Annotated in this window: 14 protein-coding genes; 3 read left to right on the forward strand and 11 right to left on the reverse strand. The window is 63.0% G+C overall.

Annotated features, from left to right (window positions below):
- Both AAIH46_RS17645 and AAIH46_RS17650 read left to right on the forward strand, forming a co-directional pair.
- Positions 1-230, forward strand: a 230-nt coding sequence (locus tag AAIH46_RS17645; RefSeq protein WP_430307360.1) for a hypothetical protein, incomplete at its 5' end; no start/stop codon positions are given.
- A 147-nt stretch (positions 231-377) separates the two neighbouring features.
- Positions 378-2318 (forward strand): M23 family metallopeptidase, encoded by a 1941-nt coding sequence (locus AAIH46_RS17650; protein ID WP_430307361.1) that lies wholly within the window; start codon positions 378-380, stop codon positions 2316-2318.
- A 307-nt stretch (positions 2319-2625) separates the two neighbouring features.
- On the opposite strand, the gene clpB is transcribed toward AAIH46_RS17650, so the two are convergent.
- The 7 genes from clpB to AAIH46_RS17685 all read right to left on the reverse strand — a co-directional run bounded on the left by clpB (position 2626) and on the right by AAIH46_RS17685 (position 13055).
- Positions 2626-5226, reverse strand: coding sequence for an ATP-dependent chaperone ClpB (gene clpB, locus AAIH46_RS17655; protein WP_430307362.1), 2601 nt, complete (start codon positions 5224-5226; stop codon positions 2626-2628).
- Positions 5227-5440: 214 nt separating this feature from the next.
- The gene (locus tag AAIH46_RS17660) at positions 5441-6127 is read right to left on the reverse strand and encodes a DUF4167 domain-containing protein (RefSeq protein WP_430307363.1); all 687 of its coding nucleotides are present in this window, start codon (positions 6125-6127) and stop codon (positions 5441-5443) included.
- Between the two features lie 324 nt (positions 6128-6451).
- The gene (gene prmC / locus AAIH46_RS17665; protein WP_430307364.1) at positions 6452-7318 is read right to left on the reverse strand and encodes a peptide chain release factor N(5)-glutamine methyltransferase; all 867 of its coding nucleotides are present in this window, start codon (positions 7316-7318) and stop codon (positions 6452-6454) included.
- A complete protein-coding gene (gene prfA, locus AAIH46_RS17670) occupies positions 7315-8394 on the reverse strand; it encodes a peptide chain release factor 1 (RefSeq protein WP_430307365.1) in 1080 nt (359 codons plus the stop codon). The genes prmC and prfA overlap by 4 nt, the downstream gene beginning before the upstream one ends.
- A 30-nt stretch (positions 8395-8424) precedes the next feature.
- Positions 8425-10692 carry a phosphoenolpyruvate--protein phosphotransferase gene (gene ptsP / locus AAIH46_RS17675; protein WP_430307748.1) on the reverse strand — a complete coding sequence of 756 codons (2268 nt, stop codon included), beginning with the start codon at positions 10690-10692 and terminating at the stop codon, positions 8425-8427.
- Between the two features lie 85 nt (positions 10693-10777).
- Positions 10778-12052, reverse strand: a complete 1275-nt coding sequence (locus AAIH46_RS17680; RefSeq protein WP_430307367.1) for an aspartate kinase — start codon at positions 12050-12052, stop codon at positions 10778-10780.
- Between the two features lie 181 nt (positions 12053-12233).
- Positions 12234-13055 (reverse strand): SH3 domain-containing protein, encoded by an 822-nt coding sequence (locus AAIH46_RS17685; protein ID WP_430307368.1) that lies wholly within the window; start codon positions 13053-13055, stop codon positions 12234-12236.
- A gap of 266 nt (positions 13056-13321) precedes the next feature.
- Here AAIH46_RS17685 and ubiG point away from each other — a divergent pair, with 266 nt between their 5' ends.
- Positions 13322-14092: a bifunctional 2-polyprenyl-6-hydroxyphenol methylase/3-demethylubiquinol 3-O-methyltransferase UbiG gene (ubiG, locus tag AAIH46_RS17690; protein WP_430307369.1), complete on the forward strand. Its 771-nt coding sequence runs from the start codon at positions 13322-13324 to the stop codon at positions 14090-14092.
- 32 nt (positions 14093-14124) lie between these two features.
- Here the strand turns inward: ubiG and AAIH46_RS17695 are convergent, their stop codons facing one another.
- The 4 genes from AAIH46_RS17695 to AAIH46_RS17710 are packed head-to-tail and all read right to left on the reverse strand — an operon-like array spanning position 14125 to position 16526.
- On the reverse strand, positions 14125-14553 hold the full coding sequence (locus AAIH46_RS17695; RefSeq protein ID WP_430307370.1) for a DUF1178 family protein: 429 nt from the start codon (positions 14551-14553) through the stop codon (positions 14125-14127).
- A complete protein-coding gene (locus tag AAIH46_RS17700) occupies positions 14550-15404 on the reverse strand; it encodes a carbon-nitrogen hydrolase family protein (protein ID WP_430307371.1) in 855 nt (284 codons plus the stop codon). The genes AAIH46_RS17695 and AAIH46_RS17700 overlap by 4 nt, the downstream gene beginning before the upstream one ends.
- Positions 15405-15432: 28 nt before the next feature.
- On the reverse strand, positions 15433-15690 hold the full coding sequence (gene grxC / locus AAIH46_RS17705) for a glutaredoxin 3 (RefSeq protein WP_430307372.1): 258 nt from the start codon (positions 15688-15690) through the stop codon (positions 15433-15435).
- A gap of 59 nt (positions 15691-15749) precedes the next feature.
- Entirely contained in the window at positions 15750-16526 is a 777-nt protein-coding gene (locus AAIH46_RS17710; protein ID WP_430307373.1) for a ComF family protein, read from the reverse strand.
- Positions 16527-16584 lie beyond the last annotated feature (58 nt).

A 16584-nucleotide genomic window follows, 5' to 3' on the forward strand; every position in this document is an offset into this window, starting at 1 on the left:
TCAGTGATCGGGGTTATAGATCCACACTTCCCACACGTCAACAACCACCGTCGCAAAAACTTCAGAAAATTCGTAAGGTGCTGGTGTTGCTAGCAATTTTTGGAAATCCGACATTCGGCATCCCTAAAGCGCCCTTCAGGGCGACGGGAATGCCGGGCACAAATCCTCTCTCCACAGGCTCGCACCCGATGAGGACCGGTCGCCGCGAGTTCTCCACAATCGGCGACTAGTCCCGGAGTTAAAGAAGCGTGCGTGCGGCAAGGGTCGAGAGGTCTTGCCGATACACCGTCTGATTTGACTTCGGCCCGCGTATTGGGCACATCTTCAGACAAGCCGCCACAAGACCGGCGATCAAAAACAGGGATGGCACGACAGGAATGACGACGCCTCAGGCCATGGTGTCATCGCTGGGTAACGACGCACCGATCCTGGCGGACGGGCGACGCGCGCCGGATCGCCGCGAGATCTCCCTGCGCTGGCTGTCCGGCACCTTCCTCACCGGCATCACCTCGTCGATCCTGATGGGCGTCGCCCTGTTTGCAGCACTCGACGGGCGACAGCAGCTTGCCATTCCCGCCGAAGCCTTCGCCGCCCTCCCCTCGCACAGCAGCGATGGCGTCAGCCGCGGCAAACGCATCTTGGGCGGCAAGGTCGTGGCCAAGCCGACCGGCCGCAAGGTGATGGAAGTCGCGACCTTGGTGAAGGAAGGCAACAAGGAGATCGTCCGCCGCCAGCCCTTCTCCCACGTGCTGATGACGCTTGCCGCCTATCATCAGGCGCCGAAGGACGACTACCCGGCCTTCGATCCCTTGACGATCTTCTCCACCGGCGAGCGTGATGCCGACGAGGCAGCTCCAAACCCCGGCGTCATCTACGGTTCGCAGGTGGAATCCGAGGTCAGCCTGCAGAGCCAGGCGTTTCCCACCAAATCCGTCGACCTTGCCTATGCGCCGGGCATGTCGCTTGACGAAGTGGAGGAGAATGTCCGCACCAACGGTTCGGTGCTGACCGACGGAACGACACAGGTCGCCTCGCTCTATTATGTCGATCCACAGCGCTTCGAAGGCGACGACAACGATCTGTCGGTCGGCATTCCGCTGTCGGCGCGTATCGTCGAAGAGAACATGTCGGTATCGTCCCCGGAACCGGTGACGCCAAAAACCCGCGACTATGCCGACGACGTTATTCCTGTGCGTCGGGCGCAGTCAATTGCCGAGGCGATGACGGCGGTCGGCTATCCGAGCGAGCAGGCGGGAGAGATCAGCAGCGATCTGGGTGCCGAGATTGGCAGTGAAACGCTGGAGACCGGAGACGTCCTGCGGATCGGCCTCATTCAGGAGTCCGATCTCGTCTCGATCGTTCGCGCCTCCCTCTACCGGAAAGGCCTGCATCAGGCGACCGTTGCGCTCGACGACGACCGGCATTACGTGCGGGGCGCCGAACCGGCGCATCTCGATGCGATCAACAGCGCCTTTTCCGATGACAGCCCGGTCGTGCAGCCGGGACGCGACCTGCCGAGCATCTATGACGGGATCTATCGGGCGGCTCTTTCCTATGGAATGACCACCGACATGACCGGCCTGATCGTCAAGCTCCTGGCGAGCACGGTGGATCTCCAGGCGCAGCTCAAGCCGACGGATTCCATCGAAGCCTTCTTCTCGGCTGCCGACGAGAACGGCGCCGCCGGGCCGAATTCCGAACTTCTCTACGTGAATGCCAGGTTCGGCGACACGGTGACCCGCTTCTATCGCTACCAGAACCTCGACGAAAACACGGTCGATTACTTCGACCAGGACGGCAAGAGCATCCGCCAGTTCCTGCTGCGCAACCCGGTTCCGAACGGCCGGATGACCTCCGGCTTCGGCATGCGTCGCCACCCGATCCTCGGTTACTCGCGCATGCATACCGGTACCGACTGGGCCGCCTCGCGCGGCACGCCGATCATCGCCACCGGCAACGGGGTTGTCGAGCGCTCAGGCTGGGCCTCCGGCTATGGCAACCAGACGATCGTCAAGCACCCCAACGGTTACGAGACCTCCTACAATCACCAGAGCGCCATCGCCAAGGGCGTGCGCGAAGGTGCCCGCATCACTCAGGGTCAGGTGATCGGCTATGTCGGCTCGACCGGCGCCTCCACCGGCGCCCATCTGCACTACGAATTGATCGTCAACGGCACGAAGGTCGACGCGATGAAGGTCCGCCTGCCGGGCGGCAAGTCGCTCACCGGCACCGCGCTTGCCCGTTTCGAAGAGGAGCGCAAGCGGATCGATGCCCTGCTTGCGCCTGACAACCAGTCGAACCAGGTTGCAGCGAAGTAAGCCTGCTCAGGACGACACGAAAGCGTCCGGCAATCCGCATCAAGCTGCTCCTCGTCGGTTCCGGCAAACCAGCCGTGCTCAGCCAAGGCATGCGGCGCGAACTCAACCTTCAATCCGATGTCCTGCAGCGGGCGGACCCGCCGGAAGAGGACGTCGCGATTGGGCGTACTCGCGGCGAGACGAAGCAGACCCCGTCGCTTGGCCGCAGCTTTCGATAGTTGAGCACTGGTCCAGCGCTGTTCATAGACCGGTCAGTCAGCGCGGAAACGAAAAAGGGCCACCCCGGAGGATGGCCCTTTTTGGTTGATCATGCCGCTTCGGCGACGTCCTTCTTGACGTAGAACAGCAGGCGATCCGATCCCGCCGACACCTTGACGGTCGAGCCGTCGGGCGCCTTGCCACCGAGGATCTGCTCCGCCAGCGGATCCTGCAGGAACTTCTGGATCACCCGCTTCAGCGGCCGCGCGCCGTAGACCGGATCATAACCCTTGTCCGCCAGCCATTCGCGTGCATCGTCGCTCAGTTCGAGGGCGATCTTGCGATCCGACAGCAGCGAGAGCAGCCGCTTCATCTGGATGTCGACGATTGCGCCCATCTCGTTGCGCTTCAGCCTGTGGAACAGGATGATCTCGTCGACGCGGTTGAGGAATTCCGGACGGAACGAGGCTTTCACCACGCCCATCACCTGCTCGCGCACGCTTTCCGAATCCTCGTCCTCGCGAAGCCCGGTCAGATATTCCGCCCCGAGATTCGAGGTCATGATGATCATCGTGTTCTTGAAGTCGACCGTGCGGCCCTGCCCGTCCGTCAGCCGCCCGTCGTCGAGCACCTGCAGGAGAACATTGAAGACATCCGGATGCGCCTTCTCGATTTCGTCGAACAGCACGACCTGGTAGGGCTTGCGGCGGATGGCTTCCGTCAGCGCACCGCCCTCATCATATCCGACATAGCCCGGAGGTGCACCGATCAGCCGCGCGACCGAATGCTTCTCCATGTATTCCGACATGTCGAGCCGCACCATCGAGGTCTCGTCGTCGAACAGGAAGCGGGCAAGCGACTTGGTCAGCTCCGTTTTGCCGACGCCGGTCGGGCCGAGGAAGATGAACGAGCCGATCGGCCGGTTCGGATCCTGCAGCCCGGCGCGCGAACGACGCACGGCCCGCGACACGGCCTGCACCGCATCGCCCTGGCCGACGACGGACTTCGCCAACTCGTCTTCCATCCGCAGCAGCTTGTCGCGTTCGCCTTCCAGCATCTTGTCGACTGGGATACCGGTCCAGCGGGAAACGACGTGGGCAATGGCATCGGGCGTCACGACTTCCTGCACCATGGCATTGGTCGAGCCGTCCTGCGCTTCGGCCTCCGTCAACTGCTTCTCCAGCTCCGGGATGACCCCGTAGGTCAGTTCGCCGGCACGCTGGAATTCGCCCCTGCGCTGGGCAGTCGCCAGTTCATTACGCGCCTCGTCGAGCTGGCGCTTCAGATCGGCGGCGAGGCCGAGCTTCTGCTTTTCCGCCTGCCAGCGCGCCGTCAGCGCGTCCGCCTGCTCTTCCAGCGACGTCACCTCGCCGTCGAGCCGGGCGAGACGATCGGCGGAAGCACTGTCGGTTTCCTTCTTCAAGGCTTCGCGCTCGATCTTCAGCTGCATGATGCGGCGATCGAGCTCGTCGAGTTCCTCGGGCTTGCTGTCCACCTGCATCCGCAGCCGCGAGGCGGCCTCGTCCATCAGGTCGATTGCCTTGTCGGGCAGGAAACGGTCGGTGATGTAGCGGTTCGACAGGGTCGCAGCCGAGACCAGTGCCGAATCGGAGATCCGCACCTTGTGATGCTGCTCGTATTTCTCCTTGAGGCCGCGCAGGATGGAGATCGTATCCTCGACCGTCGGCTCATCAACCATCACCGGCTGGAAACGACGGGCAAGTGCGGGATCCTTTTCCACATGCTTGCGATACTCGTCGAGCGTCGTTGCACCAACGCAGTGCAACTCGCCGCGTGCCAGTGCCGGCTTCAGGAGGTTGGAGGCGTCCATCGCCCCATCCGCCTTGCCGGCACCGACCAGCGTGTGCATCTCGTCGATGAACAAAATGATCTCGCCGTTTTCCGACTGCACTTCGTTCAAGACGCTCTTCAGGCGCTCCTCGAACTCTCCGCGATACTTCGCACCGGCAATCAGCGCGCCCATGTCGAGCGCCATCAGCTTCTTGTCCTTCAGGCTTTCCGGAACGTCGCCCTCGATGATGCGCAGCGCCAGCCCTTCGGCGATCGCCGTCTTGCCAACGCCGGGTTCGCCGATCAGCACCGGATTGTTCTTGGTACGCCGGGACAGCACCTGCATCGTGCGGCGGATCTCGTCATCGCGGCCGATGACCGGATCGAGCCTGCCGTCACGGGCTTCCGCCGTCAGATCGCGGGCAAACTTCTTCAGCGCGTCGAAGCCTTGTTCGGCATTGGCGCTGTCGGCGGTGCGTCCCTTGCGGATATCGTTGATCACCTGGTTGAGCGCCTGGGCGGTGACGCCGGCCTTCTTCAAGCTCGCCGATGTGGAAGCGGATGTCTCGATGGCAAGTGCCAGCAGCAGGCGCTCGACGGTGACGAAACTGTCGCCGGCCTTCTTCGCCGCATCCTCGGCCGTCGTGAAGACCTTGGCGAGCGGCTGCGACAGGTAGACCTGGCCACTGCCGCCGGACACCTTCGGCAGCTTGGCAAGTGCGGCATCATTGGCGATCCGCGCTTCCTTGGCATTGCCGCCGGCGCGCTCGATCAGCGACGAGGCCATGCCCTGGTCATCGTCCAGAAGCACTTTCAGCACGTGCTCGGGCGTGAATTGCTGGTGCCCTTCCGAGAGGGCGTGGGTCTGCGCGGACTGCAAGAAGCCGCGGACCCGTTCGGAGTATTTCTCGATGTTCATTCCCTGACCTCCATGGATCGACCTGCCCTTATAAGGCACAGGCCGATGATTGAGATTGAGCTCCCTCAAAGGCGAGCCCGGCTTCACCGTTCACGTGAGCGGTAAAGCACCTGCAGCGCAATATGGTGGGCGCTTTTTGCCGTTTAAAGATCGGCCAAAGAAAAACCCCGGCGGAAGGTCCACCGGGGTCTCAAATGTCGATCTGCCGTGAAGCTTACTCGGACGAGGCTTCGGCCATTGCTGGCGCATCGTCCGATGCCGCCTCGCCTTCGCCGCCTTCAGCGGTGCGGCGCGGACGGCGCGGGCGATTGCTGGCGTTGCGGCGGCGCGGCTGGCGCTCGCGGGCCGGAGCACCTTCCTCTTCCATCGCCACTTCGGCCGGCGTTCCCTCGATCACCGGCTGCGGACCGCTGCCGTCATCGGCGCTGTTGTCTGCAGCAACCGGAGCGGCAGGAGCGCGAACAGGCGCCGGCTGATGCTGCGGTGCATGGCTGACCGGCTGCGACATGCTGTTGTTGTCGTCACCGTCATTGCCGTCGAAGTCGTCACCATCGCCGTCGCGGTCGTTGTAATCCTGGCGATCGTCGCGCTGGAAGCGTTCCTGCATCTGCGCCTGGGCGGCAGCAATGATGCGGTTGTAGTGTTCGGCGTGCTGAAGGTAATTTTCTGCCATCACGCGGTCGCCGGCGCTCTGCGCATCCCGGGCAAGCGTGCTGTACTTTTCGGCAATGTGCTGGGCAGTACCGCGGATCTTTACATCGGGGCCGGAGCTATCATACGTCCGCGTCAGCGGATTTGAGCCCTTGCGGTTGAAGTTGTTACCGCCACCGCCGCCGCTGTTGCTATTATTGTTGTTATTGCCACGCCCCCGACCACGCTTATTTTGCTGTCCTGGCCTCATCGATTTCTCACCTGAATTCTCTATATTTGCTGATTAGGGGGCCACGTAGCCAGGCGGCATCACGCCGCAACGAAGCTTCACGTGCCGCGGACAGGCTCGATCCATCCGTCCTGCCGCTGGTGGAAGTCAGTTTAACTGATGCACGCATTAGGTAATGTTCAACCTAGAAGCCTTCCAAGGAAAGCTGCTGACCGGTTGAGCGTAACCCGAACGAATCTCCGTTCATTCCCAGCCGCCTAGTGCGTGACCGCAACCTATCGCGCTTCCCGCGGAAATCCAAGCCTTTTCTTTCGCGCCTGCAAAAGCCTGTCAAGACTAGGAAATCTATGGCTTTTCTCGAAAAAATACGAGCCCGCGATCGTTGCCGCCGTAGTCCGTTACTGCCGTCAGAAAATGGTATTCTTTTTCCGCGAAGATGTCCGTGACGGCTTGTTTCTGGTCGTATCCGATCTCCAGGGCGACCACGCCGTGATCGTTCAGAAAGGCTTCGGCACCGAGTGCTATGGCGCGGTAGGCATCGAGCCCGTCAGCGCCCCCGTCCAAGGCCAGCATTGGATCGAAATCCCTGACATCCGGATCAAGTCCGGGGATGACAGCACTGCGAATATAGGGGGGATTCGACACGATGATGTCAAATCGACCCTCCACCGCATCGAACCACCGGCTCTCGACGCAGGCGAAGCGATCGCCCAGACCATTCAGATCGGCATTCCTCAGAGCCGTTTCAAGTGCCCCCGGGGCGATATCCGTGCCTGTCGCCATCAGCCCTTCGACTTCGGAGAGCAGAGCAAGCGCGATGGCACCAGTGCCGGTACCGAGGTCGAGAAGGCGCGCGGCGCCATTTCTTGCGACCAACTCGCGTGCGATCGGGATCAGTGCATCGACCAGAACTTCGGTATCCGGCCGCGGCTCCAGTGTATCCGGAGACAGAGACAGCGTCAGGCCGAAGAAATCGCGGCGCCCGAGGATCCGGTGCACCGGTTCGTGACGCAGCCGCCGTTGCAGCGCCTCGCGCACCCTCTGCACCTGTTCCGGCGGCACCACGCGGTCGCCGTGCAGAACAAAATCGGCAACGCTCAGATCCAGCAGACCGGCGATCAAGACCCGCGCGTCGGTGGCGGCATCGATCGATCCGCCCTCCTCGAGAACACGCCGGGCATCCGATAGCAGAGCAGCCAGGTTCTCGCTCACCGCGGCTCGCCCAGTTGCGCCAACTGTCCTGCCTGGTAGTCCGAGATCAGCGCGTCGACCACTTCGTCGATCTCGCCGATCATCATCCGGTCGAGCTTGTAGAGCGTCAGGTTGATGCGGTGGTCCGTCACCCGGCCTTGCGGAAAATTGTAGGTACGGATGCGTTCCGACCGGTCTCCGGAACCGACCTGGCTCTTGCGGTCGGCGGAGCGTTCGCTGTCGGCCTTCTGGCGCTCCATGTCATAGAGCCGCGAACGCAGCACCTGCATGGCCTTGGCGCGGTTCTGGTGCTGCGATTTCTCCGAGCTGGTGACGACGAGGCCCGTCGGCAGGTGGGTGATGCGAACCGCGGAGTCGGTCGTGTTGACGTGCTGGCCGCCAGCTCCCGACGATCGCATCGTATCGATGCGGATATCCTCGGCGCGAACTTCGATGTCGATTTCTTCCGCCTCCGGCAGAACCGCGACGGTCGCTGCGGACGTGTGGATGCGACCCTGCGTCTCCGTATCCGGAACGCGCTGCACGCGATGCACCCCGGATTCGAACTTGAGCTTGGAGAACACGCCGCGACCGGTCACGGTTGCGATGATTTCGCGGTATCCGCCCGCCTCCCCTTCACTGGCGGAAAGCACCTCGACCTTCCAGCCCTTGGTGGATGCAAAGCGCTCGTACATGCGAAACAGGTCGCCTGCGAACAAAGCAGCCTCGTTGCCGCCGGTTCCGGCGCGAATTTCGAGGATCGCACTCTTCTCGTCGGCTGCGTCCTTCGGCAGGAGAAGGACCTGCATGTCCTTTTCCAGTGCCTCGATCCGCTCTTGCGCGCCCGGCAGCTCCGCCTCCGCCAGATCGCGCATGTCGCGGTCAGTGGAGCGATCGTCCAGCAGCGTGCGCAGATCCGTCTCCTCGGCCACCGCCTTCTCGTATTCGCGGATCTTGCCGACGACAGGCTGCAGTTCGGAATATTCGGATGCCAGCTTCACATAGGCGTCAGCCGACGGTCCTTCGGACATGCGCGCCTCGATCTCGCCGAAGCGGCGTTCCAGTTCACGCATTTTTTCGACAGGAAGCTTCGCCACCCTGCTGCACTCCAGATGTTTGTTGTTGTTCTAGACGGGAATGTGGTGCTGGTCGGCGAAGCTTACCAGAAGTTCGCGAACCGATGCCGTAGAGACGTGATCGTCGAGTACCCGGTTCAGCTCGTCCTGCAGCCTGCCAGCGTCCAGCCCGAGCAGCATCGCCTTCACCGGGCCGATCGACGTCGGCGTCATGGAAACCGAACGGAAGCCGATGCCGATCAGCGCCATGGCTGACAACGGTCTCCCTGCCATTTCACCGCACAGCGTCAGAGACGTCTTGTTGCGCTCCGCAGCCCGGACGATATCGCGCAGGATCCGCAGGAACGGCTTGCCGAGGATGTCGAACCGGTCGGAGACCCGCGCATTGCCACGATCGACGGCCATCGAGAACTGGAACAGATCGTTAGAGCCGACCGACACGAAGTCGACTTCGGCCATCAACTCATCCAGCTGCCACATCAGTGCCGGCACTTCCAGCATCGCGCCGAACTGCAGCTTGCGCGGCAGCGGGTGGCCGAACTTCGACAGGTGCTGGACTTCCTTCTGCACCAGGTCCCGAACGGCGCGGATCTCGAACACCTCCGTCACCATCGGCAGCATCATCTTCAGCTCGGCTCCAGCGGACGCTCGCAGCAGGGCTCGCAGCTGAATGCGAAGCAGTCCGGGCCGGTCGAGCGACAGGCGGATTGCCCGCCAGCCGAGCGCCGGGTTCTCCTCTTCCTGGCTGCGGAAATAGGAGACGACCTTGTCGCCGCCAATGTCGAGCGTGCGGAACGTTACCGGCCGCCCGGCCGCCTGGCGCAGGACGTTGCGATAGAAGGCCTCTTGCTCCTCGAGCTTCGGCATCGTCGAGGCGATCATGAACTGCAGCTCGGTGCGGAAAAGGCCGATGCCGTCGGCGCCCGATTCGGCAAGCTGCGGCACGTCCACCATCAGCCCGGCATTGATCATCAGGCTGATCCGCTGACCGTCCTTGGTCACCGAATCAACGTCGCGCAATGCGCGAAACTGTTCCTGGCGGCGGGCACGCAGGCGTACCTTTTCCTCATAGGCCTTGACCAGATCGGCCACCGGCCGCAGGTGCACCTGCCCGTCGTCGCCATCGATAATCGCCGTGTCGCCGTTTTCGACAAGCGCCACCACGCCGGCCGCCTGGCCGATCACCGGGATCCCCATCGCCCGCGCCACGATCACCACATGGCTAGTGACGGCACCGTCTTCGAGAACCAGACCGCGCAGGTTCTCGCGCGGATAGTCAAGCAGTTCGGCAGCCCCCATGGCACGCGCAAATATGATCGCATCGGTCGGGAAGCCATCATCGAAGGCGCGGCCGGAATAGCCGGTCAGTTGCCGCAGCAGGCGGTTCGCAAGATCATCGAAATCGTGCATCCGCTCGCGCAGGTAAGGATCGGTGAGGCGCATCATTCGCGCCTTGGTGTCGCTCTGCACCTTCTCGACCGCCGCTTCGGCCGTCAGGCCGTTGCGGATCGCCTCTTCCATGCGGCGGACCCAGCCCTGATCATGGGCAAACATTCGATAGGTCTCGAGCACTTCGCGATGCTCGCCCTCCTGCGACACCTCGCGCCGCGACAGCATGTCGTCGATAGACAGCCGCAGGCTGCCGATCGCCTCGACGAGACGCTCGATTTCCCGGTCGGTATCCTCGTTCAGCAGGTTGGTCACCACGACGCGCGGCTCGTGCAGGACCACGTGGCCCAGCCCGATCCCCTCGCTATAGCCGTCGGCATCGATGCTGATCGCGCGGGTAAGGTCCAGCTCGAGGCCCGGCTGGGTAATCTTCTTCAACTCTCCGGTCGCGATCATTTCGGCGATCACCATTGCGGTGGTTTCCAGCGCCTCTACCTCGTCTTCGCGGTAGTTTCGCTGCGCCTTGTTCTGGACGACGAGCACGCCCAAAGTGCGGCCGGCGCGCAAGATCGGCACGCCGAGGAAGGAGTGGTAGATTTCTTCGCCGGTCTCGGGGAGATACCGGAAGGCCGGGTGTGCCTGCGCATCCGAGAGATTGAGCGGCTGTGCCGATGCGGCAATCGTGCCGACGAGACCCTGCCCCATCTTCAGCTGAGCCAGGTGGACCGCGTCCTTGTTCAGGCCTTCGGTCGCATAGAGTTCGAGAACGCCGTCTGAGCGCAGGACATAGACGGAGCAGACCTCCGCCACCATGTTGCTGGCAATCTGCCGCACGATCCGGTCGAGCCGCTCCTGCGGCTCAAGCGGTTCCGCCATCAACTCCCGTAGCCGCTTGAGCAGGACGCGCGGGCCTGCCGACAGGTCTCTCATCGGCATAGGTGCTCCCGAAAACAGGTCTATCTACCCGGACCACGGCGCACCTCCAAAGGTGGAGACGCGACGCGCCGGTTCAACGTCAACTCTTATCGAGACCGTAGGCAGAATGCAAAGAGCGAACTGCAAGTTCGGAATAGGCGCCGTCGATGAGCACAGAGATCTTGATCTCGGAGGTCGTGATCGCCCGGATGTTGATGCTCTTTTCGGCAAGCGCCTTGAAAGCGAGCGCCGCGACGCCTGCGTGGCTGCGCATGCCGATGCCGACGACCGACACCTTGCAGAGGCCGAGTTCGCTCTGCGCCACGTCGAAACCGATTCGGTCCTTGTTATCGTCCAGCACCTTCAGCGCCTTGTCGACATCGCCGGACGGGACGGTGAAGGTCATGTCGGTCTTCGAGCCGTCCTCGGAGATGTTCTGGACGATCATGTCGACATTGATATGCGCCTCGGCCAGCGGGCCGAAAATGGCGGCGGAGACGCCGGGGCGATCGGATACGCGACGCAGCGAAATCTGCGCTTCATCCTTGGCATAGGCGATGCCGGTAACGACTTCCTGTTCCACGATCTCTTCCTCGTCGCAAATCAACGTACCGGGCGGATTGATGAGGTCGCCCATGCCCGGTGCATCGGGATCCTCGAAACTGGAGCGGACGAAGGTGCGCACCTTGTGCACCATGGCAAGCTCGACCGAGCGGACCTGCAGGACCTTGGCGCCGAGCGAGGCCATTTCCAGCATCTCCTCGAACGAGATCTTCTTCAGCCGCCGGGCCTTCGGCACGATGCGCGGGTCGGTGGTGTAGACGCCGTCGACATCGGTGTAGATGTCGCAGCGATCTGCCTTCACCGCAGCAGCGATCGCCACCGCCGAGGTATCCGAGCCGCCGCGTCCAAGTGTGGCGATGCGATTGTCGGGCCCAAGTCCCTGGAAGCCGGCGACCACCGCCACCTGCCCCTCGCCCATGCGGCGGATGATCTCGCTTCCGTCGATATCGAGGATGCGTGCGGCGCCATGTGCGTTGTCCGTGCGGATCGGGATCTGCCAGCCCTGCCACGAACGCGCGTTGACGCCCATCGATTGCAGCGCGATCGCAAGGAGACCGGAAGTCACCTGCTCGCCGGATGCGACGATCGCGTCATATTCACGGGCATCATAGAACGGCGAGTTGCCGCCGGCGACCTTCGGCGTATCCTGCACCCAGGCGACCAGTTCGTTGGTCTTGCCGGACATTGCCGAGACGACGACAGCCACTTCGTGACCGGCATCCACCTCCCGTTTGACGTGACGCGCAACGTTATGAATGCGTTCGAGATTGGCGACAGACGTGCCGCCGAACTTCATGACAATGCGAGCCATATCCGACCAAAACCACCTTTTCGCGCTCCCGGTTCAGGGCGCGGCTCCAACTCGGGTCGCCTTGCGACCTGAGCCCAAGGCATTGCGGCGTCCTCTTAGCGAAAAGGGGGCGGAGGCGCAATGGGCAAGGCAGTGTGGACGAGGCAGAACGCGGCGCCGGAGCGCCGCGTTCGTGATCATGTCAGTCTCGCGTGTTGCGCTGCTGTTCGCGCAGGAACAGGCAGGGCTGCGGCGGACGGCAATCATCGCCTCCCGCTTGCGGCGGCGGTGCCGGAGGTTGGGCCTGCGGTTGCGGCTGCGGTGCCGGAGGTTGCTGCTGCTGACGACGATCGGGCTCCTGCTGCCGCTGATTGCGGTCGCGGCTGTTGTCACGATTGTCATCGCGGTTGTCATCGCTCCAGCGAGGCCGCCGATCGCGACGCTCCTCGTCCCGGTAGCCGTCGTCGTTGCCGTAGCGGTCGTCATTACGATAGCGGTCGTCGTTGCGGTAACGATCCTGGTCGCGATAACGGTTGTCGTCGCGGTAGCGATCACGGTCGAAGCCCGGATCCGGACGGCGATTGTCCCAGCGCGGCGGCGGTGCATCGACGCGGCGGTAGTCCCAGCCACGCCAGCGATCCCGTTCGCGGTAGAAGTCGCGGTCGCGATAGTAGCGGCCCCAGTAGTTGTCGACGTCGAACGTAACCGTCGGGATGCCGAGCGGACGATAGTACTGCGGACCGACATAAACGCGGTTCTGGCGGTAGGTCGCCTGGATATAGTTGCCGGACACCCAGCCGCGACCGCGGGCAAAGGTGACATCGCACCAGTTGACGTTGCTCAGGCAGCCGTTGATGGAGATCGGCGCACCGGCCGGGATGACGACCACGGCGGGATAGGACGTGCTCGGACCCGAGCGCATGTTCACATTCGTTGTCGCCACGCCGTTGGTGGCAGCTGACGCAACGGTTGGCAGAGCCAGCAGGATGCCGACCGCCAGAGCCTTCATTATTTGACGTTTCACAAGTGTCCTCCTCAGGAACCCGTTGTTCTTGGTTTCAACGTCCCTTCTGCTGTCAAACGCCAGCGGGATTTTGTTCTTTTCATGTCTTGACGAATTTGAACCTTGGGAAAAGCTCTGCTTTCCCGTCAGTCAGGTTCAGAGATATAGATGAAAGCCGTCGACCCGCAAGCCGGCGCTGCAAACGCGTCGGCGCCACCGCCCCTCAGGCTTGACAAGTGCCGGCAGCAAGACGACTTCAGGCTCGACAGACGACAAGGAGTGCACCGATGAGCGATACCGCCGCGACCACCATCGATCAGAGCGAGGTGGACCGATTCTCCGCCATGGCCGCCGAATGGTGGAACCCGACGGGCAAGTTCAAGCCTCTGCACAAGTTCAACCCGGTCAGGCTCTCCTACATTCGCGATCGCGTGTGCGAGAACTTCGACCGCGATCCGAGAAGTCCCAGGCCCTTCGAGGGTCTCCGCTTCCTTGATATCGGCTGCGGTGGCGGCCTGTTGTCCGAGCCGATGGCGCGCATGGGCGCAACTGTGGTCGGCGCCGACCCCTCCGAGAAGAACGTCCGCATCGCGCAAACCCATGCGGCAGAAAGCGGCGTGACTGTCGACTACCGGGCGGTGCCGGCTGAGCAACTGGCCGCGGCCGGCGAAACCTTCGACGTCATCCTCAACATGGAGGTCGTCGAGCATGTTGCGGACGTCAACCTGTTCATGTCCACATGCGCCTCGATGGTCCGGCCGGGCGGGCTGATGTTCGTCGCCACCATCAACCGCACCCTGAAGGCCGGAGCGCTTGCCATCTTCGCCGCCGAGAATGTGTTGCGCTGGCTGCCGCGCGGGACCCACAGCTATGAGAAGCTGGTGCGGCCGCAAGAAATTGAGCGGCCGCTGGTCGCAGGGGGCCTGGACGTTATCCACCGCACTGGCGTGTTCTACAATGTGCTGCAGGATCGCTGGAACCTGTCACGCGACATGGACGTCAACTACATGATGCTGACGAAGCGGCCGGCGCTGAAGACGGCTGACGGTTCTGTGTGAAAAACGAAGCTGAGGCGATGAAGCCCGTCGTCTCAGTTGGTATCGTCCGGCAGCACCGGTAGCGGCGCAACTTCGATGCCTTCCTCGATGAGTTCCTGGACATCCACGAGGCTCGCCTGGCCGACGATGCCGCGCGCATCCGCTTCTCCGTAATGGATCTTGCGGGCTTCCTCGGGAAAGCGCTCGCCGACGTCCTCGGCATTCGCCTTGATCGCCGCGACGGCTTCCTTCAGCTTGGCGATGGCCTCCTGGCGCACCACGTCCATAACCACTTGCTGGCGGGCTTCCTTTGTGCGGGCCGTGCTGACGGACGGCGCCATCAGCGTCTTCGAGATCGCGCCTGAGCCGCAGGTCGGACAGGTCAGGAACCCGCTTTCGACCTGGCGGTCGAACTCGGCGCTCTCCGAAAACCAGCCTTCGAAGCCATGGGCATTGTCGCAGATCAGAGAGTATCGGATCAAGCTGCGACGCCTCCCGCTTTGCCGGCCGACTGCTCAAGAGTGAACTCACGCGCATTCTTGAGGTTGGGGATCTTGCCGCGTGCCGCCTTCACGGCACTGACGTCGATCTCCGCAAGCACGACAGCCTCGCCCGTTCCGGCCGCACTCGCCAGCACCTTGCCCCAGGGATCGATGATCATCGAGTGACCGAAGGTTTCGCGGCCATCCTCGTGAATGCCGGCCTGCGCTGCGGCGATGACGAAGGCACCGTTCTCGATGGCCCGCGCCCGCAGCAGCACCTCCCAGTGCGCCTCGCCGGTCTGGCGGGTGAAGGCGGCAGGAACCGTCAGCACCTCGGCTCCCGCCATGGCTTCGGCCCGGAACAGCTGCGGGAAGCGCACGTCGTAGCAGATCGCAAAGCCGAGCGTCGCAAACGGCAGTTCGACCACCCGGGCCTGCGATCCCGGCTCGTAGGCTGAGCTTTCGCGCCAGTTTTCGCCATTGTCGAGGTCGACGTCGAACATGTGGATCTTGTCGTAGGAGCTGAGGCGCTCGCCGGTCGGCGAGAACAGGAAGCCGCGGTTGGCGATCTTGCCGTCGGGACGGGCGATGGCCGTCGAACCGACATGCACATGGATGCCGAGCTCGCGGGCAAGCTCACCCGCCCGAGCAACGATCAGGTCGGCGCTCTCGTCGCGCAGGATGGCCCGCAGGCCCACCCGGTCCTTTTGCAAGGCACCCGTCATTTCCGGCGTCTGGACATAGACAGCACCCTGGGCCGCCGCATCGCGGACGAGCCGCGCCATCGTATCGGCGTTGCGCTGCGGATCGACGCCCGAACACATCTGGATGGCGGCGGCCTTGAACGTCATGTCACTCTCCGTCGGTTAAGGCGATGGATTACTGGGCAAGCATCGGATCCAGGCGGCCATCACGGTCCAGTGCATGAAGATCGTCGCAGCCGCCGATATGCGTGCCGTTGATGAAGATCTGCGGGAAGGTCGACCGGCCATTGGACTTGCCGATCATTTCCTGGCGCAGTTCCTGTGAATGACTGGCATCGTGCTCGGTAAAATCGACGCCCTTGGACTGAAGGAGCGACTTCGCGCGGGCACAGTAGCCACACATCTGGCGGGTGTAGATAACAACGTCGGCCATGAATTTTCTCCGTGGACTGGAGGGCCCGCGGGGAATTCCGGGCGCTCTGCCTATGGTCGTCATATAGGCTGGCGCAAAGCCATTGCAAAGGTCAAAACCGTCACCTCGGTGGCGCCTGCACGCTTCAGCGCACGGGCTGCAGAGGCGACCGTCGCACCTGTCGTATAGACATCGTCGACCAGCACCACACGCTTGCCGAACACCTCGTTCTCATGGCCCTTCGCCACCTTGAACGCCGCCCTGAGGTTCTCCTCTCGCGCCTTCGCGGTCAGTCCCACCTGCCGCTTCGTGCGCTTCGAACGGGATAGCGCCGAGACCACCAGCGGCCGATCCGACTGGCGCGACAGGGCACGTGCCAGTTCGGCAGCCTGGTTGAAGCGCCGCAGGACCAGGCGCGTCCAGTGAAGCGGCACCGGAATGATTGCCTCGCACTGCTCCAGGTGAGAACCGGCGGCACGCCGCATCCATGCCGCCATCATCGGCGCCAGATCGGTCCGGTCCCGGTATTTCAGGCCATGCACCAGCGCCCGTGCCGGCCCTTCGTGCAAGGCAACGGAGCGCAGGCGGTCGAACACCGGCGGCGAGGCAATCGCTTCGGCACTCAGCATCCCCTCCCCCAGATCGTAGGAAAACGGAATGCCCAGCACCTCGCAGTACGGACGCTCGATGAAGCGCATCTGCGTCCAGCAGGCAGGGCACAGTGCTGAATGATCGGAGGTGCGGACCGCGCAGGCGGCACAGCAGGGCGGATAAAGAAGATCAAGCACCGGCCGGAGCCATCGCCGAGGCTGCGCTCGTCGCCCATTCACCTGGATTTCGCGCAACTCTTCCCCCATCTCTTGACTTTAACCCTTCGCTGGCGCCCATGCGACCGGTGATTTAGACGGGTATTGA

The organism is Rhizobium sp. 0TCS1.26, from assembly GCF_050455525.1.
Lineage (GTDB): Bacteria > Pseudomonadota > Alphaproteobacteria > Rhizobiales > Rhizobiaceae > Neorhizobium.